This is a genomic window from Melghirimyces profundicolus (assembly GCF_003054245.1).
In the GTDB taxonomy this organism is placed as follows: Bacteria; Bacillota; Bacilli; order Thermoactinomycetales; family DSM-45169; genus Melghirimyces; species Melghirimyces profundicolus.
In genome coordinates, this window is record NZ_QBKR01000007.1 from 29,916 (window position 1) to 45,632 (window position 15,717).

The 15,717-nt window shown below is 56.2% G+C and carries 17 protein-coding genes; 16 read left to right on the top strand and 1 reads right to left on the bottom strand.

Annotated elements, in window-relative coordinates; translation table 11 throughout:
• The first annotated feature begins 170 nt into the window (after positions 1 to 170).
• From C8P63_RS06480 to coaD, 8 genes are all read left to right on the top strand, one after another.
• On the top strand, positions 171 to 1,028 hold the full coding sequence (locus C8P63_RS06480) for a DegV family protein (protein WP_108022538.1): 858 nt from the start codon (positions 171 to 173) through the stop codon (positions 1,026 to 1,028).
• Between the two features lie 49 nt (positions 1,029 to 1,077).
• Positions 1,078 to 1,734, top strand: a complete 657-nt coding sequence (gene sdaAB, locus C8P63_RS06485) for an L-serine ammonia-lyase, iron-sulfur-dependent subunit beta (RefSeq protein WP_108022539.1) — start codon at positions 1,078 to 1,080, stop codon at positions 1,732 to 1,734.
• Positions 1,735 to 1,934: 200 nt separating this feature from the next.
• Positions 1,935 to 2,822 carry an L-serine ammonia-lyase, iron-sulfur-dependent, subunit alpha gene (sdaAA, locus tag C8P63_RS06490; RefSeq protein ID WP_108022632.1) on the top strand — a complete coding sequence of 296 codons (888 nt, stop codon included), beginning with the start codon at positions 1,935 to 1,937 and terminating at the stop codon, positions 2,820 to 2,822.
• Positions 2,823 to 2,828: 6 nt separating this feature from the next.
• Positions 2,829 to 4,874 carry an ATP-dependent DNA helicase RecG gene (gene recG, locus C8P63_RS06495; protein WP_108022540.1) on the top strand — a complete coding sequence of 682 codons (2,046 nt, stop codon included), beginning with the start codon at positions 2,829 to 2,831 and terminating at the stop codon, positions 4,872 to 4,874.
• 578 nt (positions 4,875 to 5,452) lie between these two features.
• Positions 5,453 to 5,764: a hypothetical protein gene (locus C8P63_RS06500; RefSeq protein ID WP_108022541.1), complete on the top strand. Its 312-nt coding sequence runs from the start codon at positions 5,453 to 5,455 to the stop codon at positions 5,762 to 5,764.
• A gap of 117 nt (positions 5,765 to 5,881) precedes the next feature.
• Positions 5,882 to 6,505 (top strand): hypothetical protein, encoded by a 624-nt coding sequence (locus C8P63_RS06505; RefSeq protein WP_108022542.1) that lies wholly within the window; start codon positions 5,882 to 5,884, stop codon positions 6,503 to 6,505.
• A gap of 334 nt (positions 6,506 to 6,839) precedes the next feature.
• Positions 6,840 to 7,421 carry a 16S rRNA (guanine(966)-N(2))-methyltransferase RsmD gene (rsmD, locus tag C8P63_RS06510; protein WP_108022543.1) on the top strand — a complete coding sequence of 194 codons (582 nt, stop codon included), beginning with the start codon at positions 6,840 to 6,842 and terminating at the stop codon, positions 7,419 to 7,421.
• Entirely contained in the window at positions 7,418 to 7,897 is a 480-nt protein-coding gene (coaD, locus tag C8P63_RS06515) for a pantetheine-phosphate adenylyltransferase (protein WP_108022544.1), read from the top strand. The genes rsmD and coaD overlap by 4 nt, the downstream gene beginning before the upstream one ends.
• A gap of 95 nt (positions 7,898 to 7,992) precedes the next feature.
• Here coaD and ylbJ read toward each other — a convergent pair whose 3' ends face one another.
• Complete coding sequence (gene ylbJ / locus C8P63_RS06520; protein ID WP_245920742.1) at positions 7,993 to 9,246, bottom strand: sporulation integral membrane protein YlbJ; 1,254 nt, start codon at positions 9,244 to 9,246, stop codon at positions 7,993 to 7,995.
• Positions 9,247 to 9,372: 126 nt separating this feature from the next.
• Between ylbJ and C8P63_RS06525 the strand changes: the two genes are divergently transcribed.
• The 8 genes from C8P63_RS06525 (at position 9,373) to fabD (ending at position 15,709) form a co-directional block, all read left to right on the top strand.
• The gene (locus C8P63_RS06525; RefSeq protein ID WP_108022545.1) at positions 9,373 to 10,173 is read left to right on the top strand and encodes a patatin-like phospholipase family protein; all 801 of its coding nucleotides are present in this window, start codon (positions 9,373 to 9,375) and stop codon (positions 10,171 to 10,173) included.
• Complete coding sequence (locus C8P63_RS06530) at positions 10,160 to 11,218, top strand: SepM family pheromone-processing serine protease (protein ID WP_108022546.1); 1,059 nt, start codon at positions 10,160 to 10,162, stop codon at positions 11,216 to 11,218. Before C8P63_RS06525 ends, C8P63_RS06530 begins: the two co-directional genes overlap by 14 nt.
• 72 nt (positions 11,219 to 11,290) lie before the next feature.
• Positions 11,291 to 11,809, top strand: coding sequence for a YceD family protein (locus C8P63_RS06535; protein WP_108022547.1), 519 nt, complete (start codon positions 11,291 to 11,293; stop codon positions 11,807 to 11,809).
• Positions 11,810 to 11,852: 43 nt separating this feature from the next.
• Positions 11,853 to 12,026, top strand: coding sequence for a 50S ribosomal protein L32 (gene rpmF, locus C8P63_RS06540; RefSeq protein ID WP_108022548.1), 174 nt, complete (start codon positions 11,853 to 11,855; stop codon positions 12,024 to 12,026).
• 162 nt (positions 12,027 to 12,188) lie between these two features.
• Positions 12,189 to 12,749, top strand: coding sequence for a transcription factor FapR (fapR, locus tag C8P63_RS06545; protein WP_245920744.1), 561 nt, complete (start codon positions 12,189 to 12,191; stop codon positions 12,747 to 12,749).
• Positions 12,750 to 13,748, top strand: coding sequence for a phosphate acyltransferase PlsX (gene plsX / locus C8P63_RS06550; protein ID WP_108022549.1), 999 nt, complete (start codon positions 12,750 to 12,752; stop codon positions 13,746 to 13,748). It begins immediately after the preceding gene.
• Positions 13,745 to 14,752, top strand: a complete 1,008-nt coding sequence (locus tag C8P63_RS06555) for a beta-ketoacyl-ACP synthase III (protein WP_108022550.1) — start codon at positions 13,745 to 13,747, stop codon at positions 14,750 to 14,752. Before plsX ends, C8P63_RS06555 begins: the two co-directional genes overlap by 4 nt.
• A 21-nt stretch (positions 14,753 to 14,773) precedes the next feature.
• A complete protein-coding gene (gene fabD, locus C8P63_RS06560) occupies positions 14,774 to 15,709 on the top strand; it encodes an ACP S-malonyltransferase (protein WP_108022551.1) in 936 nt (311 codons plus the stop codon).
• Positions 15,710 to 15,717: the final 8 nt, after the last annotated feature.

A 15,717-nucleotide genomic window follows, 5' to 3' on the forward strand; every position in this document is an offset into this window, starting at 1 on the left:
GAGTTCGACCGGTCGGGATGGGCTGTTATCCAGGTCAGCACCTGCCTGATTCTTCTTCGGAACCACCTCTTCTTTCCTTCCTGGGGCCGATCCGTATTTAACCGGCGTAAACGGATGAGCGGGGGCTTTTCCCCGTCTCGCTTACATAAACAGACAACGGGGGTGCACCGATGGCAAAAGTTCAGGTGATCACGGACAGCACAGCGGACATTTCCAAGGATCTCATCGAAGAACTGGGAATCTCCATCGTTCCGTTGAAAGTGCATCTGGGCGGTGAGTCTTATCTCGACGGCATCACCATCAGTCCGTCCGAGTTCTACAGCCGCCTGAAGGAAACAGATGAGTTGGCGACCACATCGCAACCGTCTCCCGTCGATTTTGTCGAGGCTTACCGTGAGGCGGCAAAGGACGGGGACACGGACATCCTTTCCATTCACCTTTCTTCCGCTCTCAGCGGGACCTACCAATCCGCTCTTCTGGCACAGTCCATGGTGGAAGATGAGTTTAAAGTTACGGTGATCGATTCCAAAAAAGCATCTTATGCGATCGGGATGATCGTGGTGGAAGTGGCGAAGGCAGCCAAAGAAGGAAAAAGTCTGGATGAGTGTGTGGAGATCACCCACCGGATCATTGACCAGGAGCAGATCTACTTCCTGGTCGACACTCTGGAGTACCTCCAAAAAGGGGGGCGGATCGGAAAAGCTTCCGCCATGGTCGGTTCGCTGCTGAACATCAAACCGATCCTCACCCTCAACGCCGAAGGGGAGGTCAGCCCCGTCGAGAAGGTTCGGGGAAAAAGCAAAGCGACGGACCGGATCTTTGAACTGTTAAAGGAAAAGATGAAGAACGGGGTGGACAAAGCAGCGGTCGTCTATACAGACAACCGGAAAGAAGCGGAATCCTGGGCGAAGCGGCTCAAAGAGATGTTTGACATGGAAGACGTGGAACTGACGGAATTCGGGCCGGTAATCGGAGCCCATACCGGTCCGGGAACCCTGGCTGTCGTGGCCCTGCCGAAGCAGTGGTGAGTGCTGGCTTGGACCGGGGGCGGCCAATAGCGGAAAAGGAGGGAGCCCTGTGAAGTATCGATCTGTTTTTGATATTATCGGTCCTGTTATGATCGGGCCCTCCAGCTCGCATACTGCAGGTGCGGCAAGGATCGGACGGGCGGCCCGCTCTCTCTTCGGGCGTAAACCCCGGCGCGTCACTGTCACGTTATACGGCTCTTTCGCCAAGACATACCGGGGCCACGGAACCGATATTGCCATCGTCGGCGGCATACTGAACTTCGACACGGATGACGAAAGGATCGTCCACTCCCTGGAGATCGCCCGGGAAGAAGGAGTGGAAGTGACTTTTGTTGAATCGGAGGAAGTGCCGGAACACCCCAACACGGCCCGTCTTCATCTGGAGGATGAAGAGGGGGAAATCGAGGTGGTGGGAATCTCCGTCGGTGGAGGAAAGATGGAACTCGTGGAATTGAACGGGTTTGAACTGAGACTTTCCGGAAACGCCCCCGCTCTCCTCGTGACCCACGTGGATCGATACGGCGCAGTGGCCAAAGTGGCCGGCGTTTTGGCCAACCACCGGATCAATATCGGGTATATGCAGGTTTCCCGGAAGGAAAGAGGTTCGGAAGCCCTGATGATTATCGAAACGGATCAGGCCGTGAGTGATTCTCTTCGAAAAGAGCTGTCCGAGCTTACGGACATCACGGGAGTCACGATCCTCTGATCCCGCCGTTTGCGTGAAGAAGGTCACAGCCGCCGCTTCAAGGGGGATTTCTCCCGGAAGCCGCGGCTTTTTCCTTCGTTGACGGATCTTATGTTAGAATGGGCTTGAGGGAGAGTGCGAGCGTTTTCTTTCCTTCCATTGAAGCATTGTCGAAATGGTATATCCATGATTGGATAAAGGTGGAAAAGGAGCCGGTGGTTATGGAATTTCGAACCGTGGCAGAACTGGTGGAACTGGCCGAAACGGAGGGGCTTTCCATCTCGGAAGTGATGATCCGAAAAGAGATGGAGACATCTCAGAAGTCCCGGGAAGAAATATTCGGTCTGATGGAAGAGAATCTTTCCACCATGGAGAAAGCGATTGAAAAAGGCTTGAACGAAGAGATCCGATCCCAAAGCGGCCTTTCCGGAGGAGATGCGCGAAAGATCCGGCAGCACATGAAGAAAGCGAAGGTGCTCTTGTCCGGAGCCGAAGTGTTGGAGGCCGTTTCCCGCTCGATGTCCGTCTCGGAAGTGAATGCTTCCATGGGGACGATCGTGGCCACCCCGACCGCAGGTGCATGCGGGATCCTGCCCGGATGTGTTTTTACCGCGGCCGAACGGCTGAATTCCGATCGGGAGACCATGGTCCGGGCCCTCTTCGTGAGCGGGGCCATTGGCTACTGCATTGCGAACAACGCCTTTATCTCGGGAGCTGCGGGCGGTTGTCAGGCGGAGGTGGGGTCTGCGACGGCCATGAGTGCAGCGGCGGTTGTGGAAATGGCCGGCGGCCCCCCTTCTCAATCGGCAGAAGCCGTGGCGATCGCCCTGAAGAACATGCTCGGTCTGGTGTGTGATCCGGTCGCGGGGCTGGTGGAAGCTCCGTGTGTCAAACGGAACGCCATGGGCGGAGCGATCGCGATGGTGGCCGCGGACATGGCGATGGCGGGAGTGAAAAGCGTGATCCCCACCGATGAAGTGATTGAGGCCATGTTCCGGATCGGACGTGACATGCCGCCCCGTTTGAAGGAAACTGCGTTGGGAGGGTTGGCCGCCACTCCCACCGGCCGGTCCCTTGAGAGGAAAATCTTCGGGAATTTGGAAGAGTGACTGATCATGGAGTTGGAATACACCCCCGTCACGGCGGTACCGGGAGTGGGGGAGAAGCGGGCGGAGGATCTGGACAAGCTGGGCATCCGGACCGTCGCCGATCTTCTCGGGTACTTTCCGTACCGCTATGAAGATTTCCGCGTGGTCGATGTGTCCGAGGCGGTCCACGATGAAAAGGTGACACTGAAAGGAACCCTTTACGGCTCCCCCAGCGTCCGTTGGTACGGCAAAAAGAAATCGAGGCTCGCCGCACGCATGGAGACAGGGGGTGTCCATGTCAACGTGGTTTGGTTCAACCAGGCCTTTCTCAAGAAGAGGTTGAAGTCCGGGGAAACGATTCTCGTCTCCGGCAGATGGGATGCCCACCGCCTTCAGCTGACGGCCGATCGGACCTGGATCGGCTCCGGGGTGAACAAGCACGTCGGGCGTCTGGAGCCGGTCTATTCCGTGACGGGGTCCATCCAGGTTTCCTGGCTTCGGAAGACGATTCATCGGGCTTTTGTCGAATTCGGCCGGGAGATCCGGGAAGTGTTGCCTGCGGAACTTCTTTCTGCTTACAAGCTCCCGGACCGGGCAAAGGCAATGTTCTTCCTCCATTTTCCCAAAGGAAGGGAAGAGGGGAAACGGGCCCGCCGGCGGATGGCCTATGAGGAGTTGTTTCTTTACGAACTGAAACTCCTTTGGCATCGGAGGCAAGCAAAAAAAGCAGACCGGGGCATGGCCCGTCGGTTTGACCGGGAGAAACTGGAGGCGTTTATCCGGAAACTTCCCTTTCCCCTGACGGATGCCCAGCGCCGGGTGACAGAGGAGATCCTGGCTGATCTGGAGGATGAAAGCCGAATGAACCGGTTACTCCAGGGGGATGTGGGATCCGGCAAAACCGTGGTGGCGGCCATCGTGCTTTACGCCAACCGGCTGAGCGGCCATCAGGGCGCCCTGATGGTGCCGACGGAAATCCTGGCCGAGCAACACCTTCGCTCCCTGAGGGACCTCCTGGCCCCCGTGGATATGAATATGGTCCTTTTGACCGGTGGCATGACGGCAAAAGAAAAAAGAGAGGTTCTCTCCCAGATCCAGATGGGGCTGGCCGATGTGGTGGTGGGCACCCACGCCTTGTTTCAGGAGGATGTGGTCTACCGGAAGCTGGGACTGGTCGTCACCGATGAACAACACCGTTTTGGTGTCCGGCAGCGAAGTACACTCCGGGAAAAAGGGGAGAAGGCCGATGTACTCCACATGACGGCCACTCCCATTCCGCGAACCCTGGCCATCACCGCCTACGGGGACATGGATGTTTCCGTGATTGATGAGATGCCGGCCGGGCGGCAACCGGTGGAAACCCATTGGGTGAAAAGAGAGGTCTGGCCACGGGTGGTGGAGTTCATCGGCAAAGCTTGCCGGAACGGAAGGCAAGCTTATGTGATTTGTCCCCTGATCGAGGAGTCGGAGAAGTCGGATCTTCAGAACGCCGAGTCCGTATTTGCAGAAATCGCGGAAACACTGGCTCCCATTCGCGTCGGTCTCTTGCACGGCCGGATGACTTCGGCCGAAAAAGATGGAGTGATGCGGAGTTACACCGAGGGTGAAATCCAGGTGTTGGTCTCGACGACCGTGGTCGAAGTGGGGGTCAATGTCCCTAACGCGACGGTCATGGTGATTTACGACGCCGACCGCTTCGGTCTGGCCCAATTGCACCAATTGCGGGGCCGGGTGGGCCGGGGAGGCGGGCAATCCACTTGCATCTTGGTGGCTGACCCCCGTTCAGAAACAGGAATCGAGCGGATGCGGGTGATGACCGAAACCACCGACGGTTTTGAGATCGCCCGGCGGGACTTGGAATTGAGGGGACCCGGGGACTTTTTTGGGGTCAAACAGAGTGGAATCCCGGAATTCAAAGTGGCTGATCTGATCGAAGACTTCAAAATCCTTGAAGTGGCCCGGGCCGATGCGGCCCGGATTCTGGGAGATCCGGAATGGGAAACCAACCCTGAATACGAAGGTTTGCGTGCCTATCTGGATTCATTTGAAAAAGACCGGCCCAGATTCGATTAAACAAGTTTTAAAATGGTCTTCACCACATATATTGAAATTGTGACCTTGAAAAACCCGGTGAAATGGGGTTCACCGGGTTGGGGAAGATTGCTTGGAAGCCCTGTCTAAAAGTAGGGGCTTTTTTTTCTGTCTTTACGCTTGTACCTGTGTCCGTAGCGCTGAGAGAGTTGCATCAGGGATTCGAACATTCTTACGACCGCAGAGAACAAAAGGATCCATCTCTCCACGTTCGCTCCCTCCTTTCCAACCAAAGCTCCGACGGGAGAGGTCCACATGAAGGCCGGAGAATGAACAGGTCGGTCCGCAAATCGGGAGGCGATGCTTGAATATGTTTCTTTGCAGGTCGTAAGTGTGCTTGAAATTATAATCGACCGAAAAAAGGATGTCCTGTAAAAAATGGGTAGTTGGCCTAAATCTAATATACCAAAAAAGGGCAATGTTGTAAATGTATAGAAAAATTTATTTCGGTCGTTTTTTTGTCGGTTTTTGCATGAATTTCTGTCGGCAGGGATTCCGGTTTCATTTTCCGGATGATTGCATAGGTATAGGAGGAAGATCAAACCGGAAGGTGATCCGTTTTGAAAGAGAAAGCCTTTTATCGGGAGTTGGCAAAAAACGTCAACCAGATTCTTGGACGGAAAGCCGTCACGTCGGATCGGATTGTGCGCGCGGTCGGGCAGGCGAAGTACATACGCCAAACCCGGGGGAAGATGGCGCTGATCCATTATTTGCACACATTGAAGGAGCGCCTTTTTTCGGAATCCGAGCTGGAACGACTGAAACAGTCTCCGCGGCAAAGGGAGTTCTCCTACGGCATGTTGGATATTTTGGTTTATGAAAAGGTGATTACGCCGGCGGAGTCCCGGATGTTGAAACGAATGGTCCCTTGACCGAAGAATTAGGCGGGTGGGTGGGCGTTTGCCGGGGACAGGCAAAAGTGAATCACATATGGTATCAGTGTACGGTATCCCAGGCTACGCCAGCCTCTGAAAGGAGGAAACCATTCCATGAACAACAGACGATCCAACCGCGCTTCCCGTGCCAAAACCCAAGATGCCAAGCGCTGGGCATGGCTGAAAAACAAAATGGAGCAATTGGCGGATCGATTGCCGAAACAGCCGCCGTTCCCCCCCGAGCCTGAACAATTCCGGGATCCGGAACCGATGCGACCACGGGAGGGGACCCGCGGACGTCAAAATCCAGAATGGCGGGACGAATTTGAAGCTCCCGATTGGGACGCCCCCTTCGGCCCGCCTCCCCAGATGGATGAGCGGTCTCCGAGAGGACCGGAGGAGAAAGGAACCCGCGAAGAACGCGGCGCCCGTCCGGAAGATTGGTGGGACGGTCCGCCGATGATGGACTGGGGAGGTCCACCGGAAGAAGAAATTCCTCCGTGGGCCCGTTCACCCCGAAACCGGGAGAATACCAAAAACGATCATGATCGTTCGTTTCGTCGCAACACCGAGGAAGCCCCCTGGGAAAATCGGAGTGAAAGGGAAGGCCGTTCGGACAGACAGGAGGTTCAACAACGGGAATGGGAAGAGCTTCCCTCCATGTTCGATGAGACGGACACCGTAAAAAGTTCCGGTTTCTCCCGGCGGAAGCGCTCGGGAAGAAGGAAAAGGCGGTAAAAAAACCAAATTTTAGAAAATGGATCCTGCGGATTGATTCCCGCAGGTTTTATTTTTTAAACCTAAAAAAGACCCGTGGAAGGATCCACGGGTCCATGGGATCCGCCAAGAGCGGATCCTGAATGGGAGAGGAGAAACCGGAGGAAGAGCTTATGGGGAAACGTAAGTCTTCTCCGCGGTTTGACAGCATCTCCCGACGCCGTCATTCCTATCTTTGCCGTTTCAGGGGAGATTATACATCCCGGCGGATTTTTTTTGGAACGCTTTCATTTCCATGTGTCTTCTCTTTGTGGTAGGATAAAAAATGTTTAGCAACCGAACGGCAGGTGTCGATATGAGGATCATTGCCGGCGAGGCGAGGGGGGTTCGGCTCCGTTCCGTGCCGGGTCTTGAAGTCCGTCCGACAACGGACCGTATAAAGGAATCCTTGTTTCAGATCATTGGGCCCTGGTTTGACGGGGGCCTCGTGCTTGACCTGTTTGCGGGTACCGGTTCTTTGGGGTTGGAAGCTTTGAGCCGGGGAGCGGAGCGGGCCGTTTTTACGGACCGCTCCCGGGCCAGTGTGGAGACGATCCGTCATAACCTGAAAGCGGCAGGGATGGAAGGACGGGCCGAGGTTTATCGTCGGGATGCCCGTGCCGCACTTCGGACGCTTGCGCGCCGGAAAAAAACATTCCGTTACATATTTCTCGACCCTCCTTACAAAGAGGCGATCCTGCCCGGGGTGCTTCAGGCAATTGCCGAAAACGATCTTCTGGAACCGGAAGGAATCATTGTGGCCGAACATGGGGTGGATCGGGAATTGGAACCGGTTTACCGCCGACTGGTACGGGTTCGGAACCTGGTTTACGGCGACACGGTGATCGACCTGTACACCCTTTTACCCGAAAACCCGACGGGAGGTGGAAACTTTTGAAACTGGCAGTCTATCCCGGGAGCTTCGACCCCGTCACCAACGGACATCTGGACATTGTCAAAAGGGGTGCCCGCGTTTTTGACAAGGTGGTGGTGGCGGTTCTTCACAACGCTCAGAAAAGCCCTCTTTTTTCGGTGGAGGAACGGAAAGAACTGATCGGGGAGGTCACCCGGGACATGGGGAATGTGGAAGTGGACAGTTTCGATGGCCTGCTGGTCGATTATGTCCGCCGGAAAAAGGCGGATGTGATCATCCGGGGGTTGCGGGCCGTATCGGATTTTGAGTATGAACTGCAATTCGCTTCCATGATGCGAAAGCTGGATCCCGATGTGGAAACCCTGTTTATGATGACCAACAACCAATATTCTTTCCTCAGTTCCGGCATTGTCAAGGAAGTGGCTTCCGGCGGCGGCGATGTGAAAGGTCTCGTGCCGGCGGCAGTGGAAGAAGCACTCTCCAGAAAGTACGGATACTGATCAAAACCCGATGGTTTCATCGGGTTTTTCAGATGGCCGGAGTATGGGAAGGAACGGAATGGGAATAGAATCAATACTACAGGTTCCTCGCCGTTTCAGCGGGATTCCTCCTTTCGGAAACGGTGGAAAAAACGGACGGACAACGCGAGGACCATCATCACACCGAGCAGGATGACGACCCGCCATCCGAGAAAGGAAATCTGTTCCGCCATTCCCTGCCAACCGGTTTCCGGGAGTTGGCGAAGAAAAACGGGAATGGAGGAGTGGGAATATCGAACGTAATCTCCGAGAGGATCCCACAGAAGAAGGGTGAACCAACCAGCCAGAGTGCCGTGGACCAGCCGGGCAAAACAGTAAGGACCGTAACGGATGTCCGTCTTGCTGAGAATACTGGCCACCTGGGCGTGCACGGAGAAACCGCTCCATGCCGTAACGGCACCGACGATGGCGATTTTATAAGCCATGTGGACGGTCTGGGGCAATTCACTGGCCTCCTGCGCTCCCAAGGTGATTTCAAAGGCACCTGAAATCACGGAAGGCGCCAGGTCTGCCGGGATCTTCAATAATGACAGCAACCCGCCGATGAGTGAGGCGAAAAAGCGCATCACACCCGACTGATTCAGCAATTCGATGATAACGGAGAACATAATGATAAACCCGCCGATCAACATGAGTGTGTTGACGGAGGAAGTGATCGCGTCTCCCATTAACTGTCCGAAGCTGCGTCCGTCCTTGAGCCGGGCCTTGTGCATTTCCCGGAACCCCCGGAAGAGGACGAACGTGGAGTCCGGCTCAGGAGGGGGAGTGGACGGACCGTGGGGTTCATGAAAACGCATGATCAACCCCACCAGCAGACTGGCTGCATAATGGGCGACGGCGATGATGATCCCCAATGCGACGTCGTGGAAAAAGCCCACGGCCACCGCTCCGAACATAAACAGGGGGTCCGCCGTATTGGTAAAGGAAACCAAGCGCTCCCCTTCTGTGCGTGTGATCAGTTTCTGCTCACGGAGGCGGGCGGTCAGTTTGGCACCGATCGGATAGCCTGAGGCCAGTCCCATGGACATCACGAAAGCTCCCGCTCCCGGCACGCGAAAGAGCGGGCGCATCAAGGGTTCCAACAACACACCGAGAAAGTGGACGACGCCGAACCCCATCAGGATTTCCGAGGCGATAAAAAAGGGAAGAAGAGCGGGGAATACGACATCCCACCATATTTTTAACCCCTTCATGGAAGAGTTGAAAGCCTGCTCCGGATAAAGGATCAGGGAAACCACGAGGAAAAAGGCGACGGCTCCCAGGGCGAGGGAGCGGAAGCGGCTGTGGAGGAGAGGGTTCATGGGCTCCATTCAAATCCTCCCGTTCATCTGCTGGCTTTGATAACATGTCTACGCGGAGACAAATGGAAATAGACCGGCCTGTCTGATGGATGCATTCGCCGTTGGGGGGGAAAGTGGGAGGGAGGAGGATGTTTTTTGGCAAGACCCAAGGTAGGGTTGGCATTGGGATCCGGCGGCGCCAGGGGAATGGCCCACATCGGCGTGCTGAAAGTGTTGGAAAAAGAAGGGATCCCGGTCGATTGCATCGCCGGGAGCAGCATCGGCAGCCTGGTGGGGACGATTTACGCCCACGGTCACGATCTGGAAATGATCGAAAGCCTGGCCATCAACCTGAAGAGAAATACATGGCTCGATCTGACCGTTCCCAGACGGGGGTTTGTTACAGGAGAGAAAGTGAGGGAATTGGTCCGGCTTCTCACTCTGGGTAAAAATCTGGAGGACCTTCACATTCCCACGGCGGTGGTGGCCACCGACCTCCTGAAAGGAGAGCGTGTGATTTTCCGGTCCGGGCCCATCGATCTCGCGGTCCGGGCGAGTATTTCCATACCGGGCATTTTCGAGCCCGTACACTGGAAAGGACGAACCTTGGTCGACGGAGGGGTGATCGATCGGATCCCCATTACCGTGGTGGAAGAGATGGGAGCGGATATCATCATCGCTGTGGATGTGGTCCCGCGGACCACCTCGGCCCGGGTGGAAACCATATTTGATGTGATTGCACAGACTTTGAGTATCATGGAACGGGAAATACTGAACCAGAGGTTGTTGGCGGCAGATATTTTGATCCATCCGAACCTGACGGATATCAGTCCCACGGCATTCACCCGTTTGGACGAATGTGTTCGGAGGGGAGAGGAAGCCGCGCGCATCCAGGTGGACCGGATCAAAAAACTGATCGGAGAGCGGGGAGGCACGGATCCAGATGAAAAACCCTAAACCATGGTACCGAAGAACCTGGGTCGTCACAGGCTTGGCGGTGGCCGTTTTATTCGCCATTCTATTTATGGTGCCGGTCCCTTACTATATCGTGCAGCCGGGTTCGGCATTGGAAGTTCGCCCGATGATCCGGGTGGAAGGAACGGAAACCCGGGAAAAGGGGGGATTTTTCATGACGACGGTGTCGATGCGCGAAGGGAATGTGCTCGGGATATTGGCTTCCCGTTTGGATCCCCGGTTTGAGCTGGTACCCAAAGACAAGGTCCTGATGGAAGGCGAAGATCCCGAGGATTATCAGAGAAGGCAAGTGGAAATCATGGACCGGTCCCAGCAAAATGCCGTCCTTGCCGCTTTCCGCGAGACCGGGAAAAAAGTGAAGGAAAAACTTCTGGGGGTCCGGGTTTTCCGGGTGCTGAAAGAGATGCCCGCCGAGAAGGTGTTGAAAGAAGGGGATCTCATTACCAAAGTGGACGGGAAGAAAGTGAGAAGTTCGGAGGAACTGATCGCTTACCTGAAGGGGAAAAGCGTGGGAGACAAGGTTCAGCTTCAGGTGAAACGAAAAGGGGACATTCTGGTCGAAGAAGTGAAGCTGGGGAATCTCGGAAAGACCGGGACCAAAGAACGTCCCGGGATCGGGATCGAACCCGTCACGGAGCGAAAGATCCAAACCGACCCGAAGGTGACCGTTCAAGCGGATGATATTGGTGGACCTTCCGCCGGACTCATGTTCACGCTCGAGATCATCAATCAGTTGACAAACGGGAATTTGACACACGGATACCGGGTGGCCGGGACGGGAACGATCACCCCGGAAGGAAAGGTGGGACAAATCGGCGGTATTCAGCATAAAATCATTGCCGCGGAGGAGGAGAATGTGGATATTTTCTTTGTCCCCGCGGACACCCATCCGGGCGATTCCAACGAGAAGAGGGCAAAGGAGACCGCCCGTAAAATCGGCGCGGATCTGAAGCTGGTGCCGGTGGAAAACCTGGAAGATGCGCTGACCTTTCTGGAGAAGCAAGAGAGGAAAAACCAAGCTTCGTAACGGGGCCGGGATTGACAGGGTCCCGTTATTTGGCATATAATTACCCTGTTTTGAAAAGGGAGTCGAGAATCGATGTTATTCAGATTTCGGGAAATGAAGGAACAGGCCGGTCCAATCCAACAGGAAGACACAGTGGAATTGGAAGGTCTGGAAAAGGAACACCCCGATCTGGTTCAGTTGGGACCCGTGGAAGTGACCGTGACGGCTTGGGAGGACCAGGGTTTATATCACCTCCAGGGAAAACAGTCGGCAAGGGCGACCTTACGATGTTCCCGGTGTCTCACCACCCATGAAGAGACGCTTTCCGCCGATTGGCACGAAGTGTTCACCGATGACAAGGATCGGTTGGAAGCGAGCGATGAGGAGGACGAGATTCATCCGGTGTCCCTGGATCAGCCGACGGATCTGACTCCCTACATCCGGGAAGCCCTGGTGTTGAGCCTCCCTTTCGCCCCCGTATGCCGGGAGGATTGCAAAGGGTTGTGCCCCACCTGCGGCATCAACTGGAACCAAGAGTCATGTCAGTGTGACAATCGGCGGGTCGATCCCCGTTTGGCCAAGCTGGAAGAACTCTTGAAGCGGGATGATTAATTCCCTATGATGGTAATGGTTATGGAAAAGGGGGGTGAGAGCGATGGCAGTACCTTTTCGGCGGACTTCCAAAACCCGTAAGCGCAAACGCCGCACCCACTTCAAGCTGGCCGTGCCGGGAATGGTGAAGTGCCCGCAGTGCGGTGAAATGAAGTTGTCCCACCGTGTCTGCAAGGAATGCGGGTACTACAAAGGAAAAGAAGTGGTGAACGACTAAATTCGCCGCAAGGACCCAAAAGGGGTCCTTTTTTGTTTGGGTGGATTGTCAAGGATTAAAAAAGTTCAATTCATGGTTGTCATCGGCATCCTTTTTCCGCTATACTGATTTAGTACTTGGTACTAAAACGTGGTGCTAATCAAAGGTGGTGAACCCCCCGCTGTGCGCTTGTCAAAACGTGAGCGGCAGAAGAAGCTGAAACTGGCTCTGGAGGCCGAGCCGTTTCTCACCGATGAGGAGATGGCCCGCCGATATGGGGTCAGCATCCAAACCATCCGGCTGGATCGGATGGAACTGGGAATCCCCGAACTGCGGGGACGGATGAAGCACATGGCGGAACGGAATTTCGACCATGTCCGCTCCCTCTATCCGGAGGAAGTGATCGGTCAGGTGACCGAGTTGAAGCTGGATCAAAGCGGAGTGTCGAAATTGGAAATCCGGGAAGAGCATGTGTTTGCCCGAAACCGGATCGCCAGGGGTCATCACTTGTTCGCACAAGCCAACTCGCTGGCAGTCGCCGTGGTGGACGCTGAATTGGTGTTGACCGCCACCGCCAGCATCCGGTTCGTCCGGCCCGTAAGGTTGGGGGAAATCTGTGTGGCGAAGGCCCATGTGACCCATGTCACTCCCCGCCGGACGCAGGTGGATGTCCGGACCTTTGTGGAGGATGAAACGGTTTTTCAAGGGATTTTTGACGTGTACCGTTCAAAGGAGGACCAGTGAATGCGCATCGCCTTAGACGCCATGGGCGGGGATCATGCGCCGGAAGCGATCGTGGAGGGGTGTTTGAGAGCGGCGCGTGAATGGCCGGAGACGGAATTGATCTTGCTTGGCACGGAAGAATCGGTTCAACCTCTCTTGGGCGGAAACCCGCCGCCCAACCTTCGCCTGCAACCGGTGGAAGAATGGATCGAGGCGGAAGAAGAGCCCGTCCGGGCGATCCGCCGAAAAAAAGGTTCCTCCATTGTGGTGGGTTGCCGGATGGTGAAAGAAGGTCGGACGGATGCTTTTATCAGTGCCGGCAACACCGGAGCTCTCATGGCCGCCGGCACCATGGTGACGGGTCGGCTTCTTGGCATTGACCGCCCCGCCCTGGCTCCGGTGTTCCCCACCTTGGACGGAAAGGGAATGCTCGTGCTGGATGTGGGAGCCAATCCGGAAGCCCGTCCGGAACACCTGAAGCAATATGCCCTGATGGGAAGCCTTTACGCGGAAAAAGTGCTCGGTTTTGAAGCCCCCCGCGTGGGCCTCCTGAATATCGGCACGGAAGCGGGAAAGGGAACCCAGTTGACGAAAGAAGCTTTTGAGCTGATCGGGGCCCTCCCCCTCCGTTTCGTCGGCAACGTGGAAGCCCGCGACATTCTGGACGGGGTTTGTGATGTTTTGGTATGCGACGGTTTTACCGGAAACGTCCTTCTCAAAAACACCGAAGGGGTGGCCAAGGGCATTTTCGGACGGTTGAAAGAGGAATTGACCCGAAATCTGTTCACCAAGATGGCTGCCGCTGTTCTCAAGCGGGGGTTGAAACGGTTCGCGGCGGAGATGGATTACAAAGAACACGGCGGAGCTCCGCTGTTGGGCTTGGTCGGACCGGTGGTGAAAGCCCACGGCTCTTCCGACAGCCGGGCGGTCTATAACGCCGTCCGTCAGACACAGCGGTTTGTGAAGCGGGATGTCACCCGGAGCATATCCGAGGAATTACAACGCTTGGAGAGGGGATGAGGACCATGGGATCGGTGGGCATTATCGGTACGGGAGCCTATCTTCCCGAAAAGGTCTTGACGAATGCCGACTTGGAGAAAATGGTGGATACCAATGATGAGTGGATTGTGAGCCGAACAGGGATCCGGGAGCGGCGCATCGCCGCCGAAGACCAGGCATCTTCCGACCTGGCGACGGAAGCGGCTCGGCGGGCCCTTGAAGATGCCGGGGTCGACCCGGAAGAACTGGATCTGATCATCGTGGCCACCGTCACCCCGGATATGCTTTTTCCCGCCACAGCCTGTCTGGTCCAGGATCGACTGGGAGCCGAAAAGGCGGCCACTTTTGACTTGTCTGCCGCCTGCACCGGTTTTTTGTACGGTCTGGCATCCGCATCCCAGTTCATCCAAAGTGGGATGTACCGTTACGCCCTTGTGGTGGGGGTGGACTGCCTCTCGAAGATTACGGACTACACGGATCGCAACACCTGCGTTCTCTTCGGGGACGGGGCGGGTGCCGCCGTACTGGGCCCTGTCGGAGAAGGGGAAGGTTTTTTCTCCTTCGAACTGGGGGGCGACGGATCCGGTGGGCCCCTGCTGATGCAACCCGCAGGAGGTTCCCGCCGTCCGGCGTCGAAGGAATCGGTGGATGAACGCCTTCACTTCATCTCGATGAACGGTCGGGAGGTTTTCAAGTTCGCCGTCCGGGTCTTGGGCGCCTCCGCCGAGGAAGCCCTGAAGAAAGCGGGCCTGACGAAAGAGGATGTCGATTTTCTGATTCCCCACCAAGCCAATCACCGAATCATCGACGCCGCGGTGCAGCGCTTGGGTCTGTCAAGTGACAAAGTGGTGGTGAACCTGGACCGTTACGGCAACATGTCGTCGGCTTCCATCCCCGTCGCACTGGACGAGGCGGTGAAGATGGGGCGGATCCGCAAGGGGGACATCCTGGTGCTCGTCGGCTTTGGCGGTGGTATGACTTGGGGAGCTTCCGTCCTGAAATGGTCCATGGACACGGTATCTTGAGGAGTCGAAGGAGGAACGGTTTTGGGTAAAACAGCGTTTCTGTTTCCGGGTCAGGGATCCCAGGCCGTCGGCATGGGAAAAGCGGCCTTCGATGAGGAGGCCCGCGTCCGGGAAGTGTTTGCACAGGCGGATGAAATTCTCGGGTTTTCCCTGTCCCGCCTTTGCTTTGAAGGACCGGAAGAGGAACTGAGACTGACGGCCAACGCACAGCCGGCCATTTTGACAGTCAGTGTCGCTCTTTCCCGGTTGGTGGAAGACGAAGGTCTGAAACCGGACTATGTCGCCGGCCACAGCTTGGGTGAATACTCCGCCCTGGCCGCAGTGGGGGCTTTGACTTTCGAGGACGCCGTCCGGACGGTGCGACAACGGGGATTGTTCATGGAAGAAGCCGTTCCGGCGGGGAAAGGCTCCATGTCGGCCGTGATCGGTCTCGACCGGGAGGCGGTGGACAGGGTTTGTTCCGAGGTGAGTGAACAAGTGGGTGTCGTGGCACCGGCCAATTACAATTGCCCGGGACAACTGGTCATCTCCGGTGAAAAGGAGGCCGTGGATGCCGCGGGTGAAAAGGCTTTGGAGGCAGGGGCCCGACGGGTGATTCCCCTGTCTGTGAGCGGACCTTTCCATTCCAGCCTGATGCAACCGGCCGCGGACCGGATGGAAGAAGTGCTGGCCCGGCTGGAAATCCGCGATGCCCGGGTGCCGGTGGTGGCCAACGTATCGGCCCGCCCCCGGACCGGAGCCGATGACATCCGCCGCTCCCTGGTGGAACAGGTCGTCTCTCCCGTTCTGTGGGAGGACAGCGTCCGCCGGATGGCGGAAGAAGGGGTGGACACCTTCGTGGAGATCGGACCGGGCAATGTCCTGACCGGGCTGGTAAGGAAGATCCAGCGGGGAGTCACGGCCGTTTCCATTCAGGACGGAGAATCTTTGAGGAAAGCTTTGGAAAAACTGAGCTGAAGGAGGTT

Bases quoted from the DNA above. Each gene is read 5' to 3' on its own strand.
- C8P63_RS06505 (WP_108022542.1), top strand. From the start codon at position 5,882: ATGAACAACAGACGATCCAACCGCGCTTCCCGTGCCAAAACCCAAGAT.
- rpmF (WP_108022548.1), top strand. From the start codon at position 11,853: ATGGCAGTACCTTTTCGGCGGACTTCCAAAACCCGTAAGCGCAAACGC.
- C8P63_RS06535 (WP_108022547.1), top strand. From the start codon at position 11,291: ATGTTATTCAGATTTCGGGAAATGAAGGAACAGGCCGGTCCAATCCAA.
- sdaAA (WP_108022632.1), top strand. From the start codon at position 1,935: ATGGAATTTCGAACCGTGGCAGAACTGGTGGAACTGGCCGAAACGGAG.
- plsX (WP_108022549.1), top strand. From the start codon at position 12,750: ATGCGCATCGCCTTAGACGCCATGGGCGGGGATCATGCGCCGGAAGCG.
- rsmD (WP_108022543.1), top strand. From the start codon at position 6,840: ATGAGGATCATTGCCGGCGAGGCGAGGGGGGTTCGGCTCCGTTCCGTG.
- ylbJ (WP_245920742.1), bottom strand. From the start codon at position 9,246: ATGGAGCCCATGAACCCTCTCCTCCACAGCCGCTTCCGCTCCCTCGCC.
- C8P63_RS06555 (WP_108022550.1), top strand. From the start codon at position 13,745: ATGAGGACCATGGGATCGGTGGGCATTATCGGTACGGGAGCCTATCTT.
- C8P63_RS06530 (WP_108022546.1), top strand. From the start codon at position 10,160: ATGAAAAACCCTAAACCATGGTACCGAAGAACCTGGGTCGTCACAGGC.
- C8P63_RS06480 (WP_108022538.1), top strand. From the start codon at position 171: ATGGCAAAAGTTCAGGTGATCACGGACAGCACAGCGGACATTTCCAAG.
- recG (WP_108022540.1), top strand. From the start codon at position 2,829: ATGGAGTTGGAATACACCCCCGTCACGGCGGTACCGGGAGTGGGGGAG.